Here is a 2,901-nt window from a genome sequence, read left to right on the forward strand (position 1 = left end):
GGTTATCCGCGACGGTGCGGTACGCCCCCCCGGCGGGGCCGTACCGCACCGTCGCGGACGAGGGGAGACACATGGCCAACAACGCCCACTTCATCGTCGCCGGACCGGGAGGGGCCCCGCATCTGATCGTCCGGGACGACCGGGGGACCCCGGTTACCGTCCTGGAGCTCCCGGTCGGAACCACCGAGCCCGCCCAGGCGGAGCAGCATCTGCGGGACGCGGGCTGGAACCGCAGCCCCGACGCCGACTGGGCGGAGTCCGACGACGGCTGGGTGGTTCCCGTCCTCCCCGCCTGAGGGCACCGCGGGTGCTCCGGCACCCGCCTGAGGGCACCGCGGGTGCTCCGGCACCCGCCTGAGACGCCGCGGGCGCTCAGCGGCGCCGGGGCCGGACCCGGCCCCACGGCTTGAACACGGCCAGCAGCACCGCGGCGAGCAGCCCCAGTGGTGACACGATCGGCGGGAAGATGAGGTCGGCCAGCGCCTCCGGTGCGGGCCGTGCGGTCGGCATCGCACTCCCGTAGTCGGCCGCCGCGGTCACCGCGGGCCGCAGCGCCAGCGGCACCAGGGCCACGAACACGACGTTGATCACCAGTTTGCCGACGACCCACCAGTACCGCACCACGCCGTACCGGGTGCCCGCGCCCAGCACGAGCCCGGACACCAGACACGCCATCCCGGTGAGGAACAGCGGCCAGAGCGCGAACAGTTCGAGCGCCTGGTAACTCACCGCCGCCGTGATCACGTCGTCGGTCGTCAACGCGGTGAACACCAGGACCGCCAACACCACGTCGATGCCGATCCACGCGCCCGCCGTGACGATGTGGACGACCAGGGCACTCTTGCGCGCCCGTGGTCCGAGCCGCCTACCGCGGGTCGCGCGTGACCGCGGGAGGGAAGGTGGTTGTGTCGCGGTCACCGTTTCCCTCCGAGTTCGTCCGCCGCTCGGGTGAGCGTGGCCATACCCTGCTCCGTCCACGGCCCGCTGGTGAGCACGACGACGTGGTCGATACCCCATTCCCCGGCGAGGGCGCACCGCCGGACGAAGTCGTCGGTGTTCTCTCCGGCGGACAGGCGCGTCGTCAGGGTCTTGTCGACCGTGTCGATGGAGCGGCCGAGTTCCTCGCAGTGCCTGGCCAGCACAGCGACTTTCCGGCGGACGGTCCGGCCGTCATCGGGGAGGTCGTAGAGATTGCACGCGTCCGCGTACCGGGCGACGAGTCGCAGTGTGCGCTGTTCGCCCGTGCCCCCGATCAGCACCGGTGGGCGTGGCCGGGAGACCGGGAACGGCCTGTTCACCGGGTTCTCAAGGTGGTGACGGGTGCCGTGGAAGGCCGTTTCGTGTCCGCTCCACAGGTGCTCGGCGAGCCGGAGTGTCTCTTCGAGGCGGGCGAACCGCTCGGCGATCGGTGGCAGGGACAGTCCCATGGCCCGCGCCTCCCCTTCGTGGTAGCCGGCACCGAGCCCCAGCCGGGCGCGCCCCCCGGAGAGTACGTCGAGCGTGGTGACCGCCTTGATCAGCAAGGCCGCCGGTCGGAACGTCACGGCCGTCACCAGGGTTCCCAGCCGGATCCGCCGGGTCCGTGCGGCCAGAAAACCCAGGGTGGTGTAGGCCTCCAGCATCTCCGCGTCCCCGGTGCTCGTCGGGTCGACCTGGAGGAGGTGGTCCGGCACCCAGAGGGTGTCCAACCCGGCGTGGTCCGCCGCGCGGGCGACCTCGGCGAGCCGTCGTTCGGGCGGCCCGTCCCGCCACGAGTAGTTCGTCACGCTCACACTGATCCGCATCCCGGTCACCTTCTCCGTATCGAGCGACCGCTCCCGATGTCTACGTTAGGTGACGAACGATTAGGCGTCAAATGGTTCGCCATCTAACGATAATGGTAGTGTCCGTGGCATGGCACAGCGTCCGTCCGGACCGCCGCTGGGGCTCCGGCTTGCGAAAACCGCGAAGGCCGTCAGTCAGGCGTTCGACGACGCGCTCGCGGACGCGGGCGGTTCGCGCCCGAGCTGGCTGGTGCTGATGGCGCTGAAGTCCGCGCCCCTGGCGAATCAGCGGGAGCTGGCGGAGGCCGTGGGGATCCGTGGCGCGACGCTGACCCAGCACCTGAACACCCTGGAGTCCCACGGGCTGGTCACCCGCCGCCGCGACCCCGCGAACCGGCGGGTGCACCTGGTGGAACTCACCGACGCGGGCGACGCGGCGTTCCACCGGATGCGCGAGGCCGCCGTCGCGTTCGACCGCCGTCTGCGCGACGGACTCGACACCGACGACACCGCGCGGCTGGAACACCTGCTGGAGACGCTGCGGCGCAACGTCAGCGACCGCCCACCGGGTGATTCCGCCGGGTGACGGCGGGTGCGCCCGGGTTCAGGCCAGGGCCGCGCCGAGCTGCCGCAGGTGTGCCGTCGCGCCGCCGAGGGTGAATTCGGTGCGTTTGGCCGCGACGAAATGGCGGTGGATCTCGTGGTCGGTGTCGATGCCGACCCCGCCGTGCAGATGGACCGCCGCGTGCGCGACCCGGTGGCCCGCCTCGGAGGCCCAGTACTTGGCGGTGGACAGTTCCTGCGCGGCGTCCGTTCCCGTGGCGCCCTCGGACAACCGCCAGGCGGCCTGCCACAGCGTCAGCCGGACGGCCTCCACGTCCAGGTGGGCGTCGGCGAGCCGGTGCCGCACCGCCTGGAACGACCCGATCGGCTTGCCGAACTGTTCGCGCTCCCGCGCGTAGTCGGCCGTGCGTTCCACGGCCCGTTCGAGCACCCCGAGCTGCGTCGCGCACAGCCCCACGGTCATCCGGGCGCGGGCCGAACCGGTCGCCGCGGCGGGCAGCACCGTCTCCACGGCGACGTCGTCCGCCTCCACCAGCGCGGCGTCCGCGTGGTCGACGACCGACTGCGGCGACAC

General features: G+C 72.0%; 5 protein-coding genes. 2 read left to right on the plus strand and 3 right to left on the minus strand.

All coding sequences use genetic code 11. The annotated features are described in order from the left end of the window. On the plus strand, positions 1–296 hold a 296-nt coding region (locus SACHA_RS0117450), incomplete at its 5' end, for a hypothetical protein (protein WP_232211917.1). 76 nt (positions 297–372) lie between these two features. On the opposite strand, the gene SACHA_RS0117455 is transcribed toward SACHA_RS0117450, so the two are convergent. Both SACHA_RS0117455 and SACHA_RS0117460 read right to left on the minus strand, forming a co-directional pair. Beyond that, entirely contained in the window at positions 373–918 is a 546-nt protein-coding gene (locus SACHA_RS0117455) for a hypothetical protein (protein ID WP_019811830.1), read from the minus strand. Further along, positions 915–1,784, minus strand: a complete 870-nt coding sequence (locus SACHA_RS0117460) for a TIGR03560 family F420-dependent LLM class oxidoreductase (protein WP_019811832.1) — start codon at positions 1,782–1,784, stop codon at positions 915–917. The genes SACHA_RS0117455 and SACHA_RS0117460 overlap by 4 nt, the downstream gene beginning before the upstream one ends. A 109-nt stretch (positions 1,785–1,893) precedes the next feature. Here SACHA_RS0117460 and SACHA_RS0117465 point away from each other — a divergent pair, with 109 nt between their 5' ends. Then, positions 1,894–2,349 carry a MarR family winged helix-turn-helix transcriptional regulator gene (locus tag SACHA_RS0117465; RefSeq protein WP_019811834.1) on the plus strand — a complete coding sequence of 152 codons (456 nt, stop codon included), beginning with the start codon at positions 1,894–1,896 and terminating at the stop codon, positions 2,347–2,349. Between the two features lie 18 nt (positions 2,350–2,367). On the opposite strand, the gene SACHA_RS26345 is transcribed toward SACHA_RS0117465, so the two are convergent. Beyond that, positions 2,368–2,901: acyl-CoA dehydrogenase family protein (locus SACHA_RS26345; protein WP_019811836.1), on the minus strand; the 534-nt coding region annotated here is incomplete at its 5' end.

The organism is Saccharomonospora halophila 8 (assembly GCF_000383775.1).
Lineage (GTDB): Bacteria > Actinomycetota > Actinomycetes > Mycobacteriales > Pseudonocardiaceae > Saccharomonospora > Saccharomonospora halophila.

Bases quoted from the DNA above. Each gene is read 5' to 3' on its own strand.
- SACHA_RS0117465 (WP_019811834.1), top strand. From the start codon at position 1,894: ATGGCACAGCGTCCGTCCGGACCGCCGCTGGGGCTCCGGCTTGCGAAA.
- SACHA_RS0117460 (WP_019811832.1), bottom strand. From the start codon at position 1,784: ATGCGGATCAGTGTGAGCGTGACGAACTACTCGTGGCGGGACGGGCCG.